The organism is Vibrio sp. 1402 (genome assembly GCF_033340275.1).
The window spans coordinates 1-572 of the sequence record NZ_JAWOWE010000521.1; the positions used below are offsets into that span (position 1 = coordinate 1).

Here is a 572-nt window from a genome sequence, read left to right on the forward strand (position 1 = left end):
GTTCCGATTGCTGTTATGGACGGTGGTTTTGGCCAACTGTCTTCAGACATGCACAACATCAACCCAGAACTACTGACGTTGTGGAACGATGTGAAAGGTGAGCCGCTGTCAGCTATCGCGATTATCTCGCTAGCGGCATGGGGTCTTGGCTACTTTGGTCAGCCACACATCCTAGCGCGTTTCAAAGCATCACGTTCAAACAAAGACCTAACTACAGCGCGTCGTATCGCTGTGGGTTGGACTGCGCTTTCAATGGCAGGTGCAATGCTAGTGGGTCTAGTTGGTCTGGTATGGGTGACTGGCCACCCAGGTACGCAACTAGAAGATGGCGAGAAAATCTTTATGTTGCTTGTGAACACCGTATTCCACCCAGTGGTTGCTGGTATCCTACTAGCAGCAATCCTAGCGGCAGTAATGAGTACAGCAGATTCACAGCTTCTAGTATCTTCATCTGCACTAGCAGAAGACTTCTACAAGCAAGTAATCAAACCTGATGCTTCTTCAGAAGAAGTGGTGATGATTGGCCGTGTGGGCGTTATCGTGATTTCTTTGATTGCATTGTTCCTAGCAAT

Annotated in this window: 1 protein-coding gene; it reads left to right on the forward strand. The window is 48.4% G+C overall.

Going from position 1 to position 572, the window contains the following annotated elements; genetic code table 11:
* Positions 1-572, forward strand: a 572-nt coding sequence (locus R7044_RS27030; protein ID WP_405540953.1) for a sodium:solute symporter family transporter, incomplete at both ends; no start/stop codon positions are given.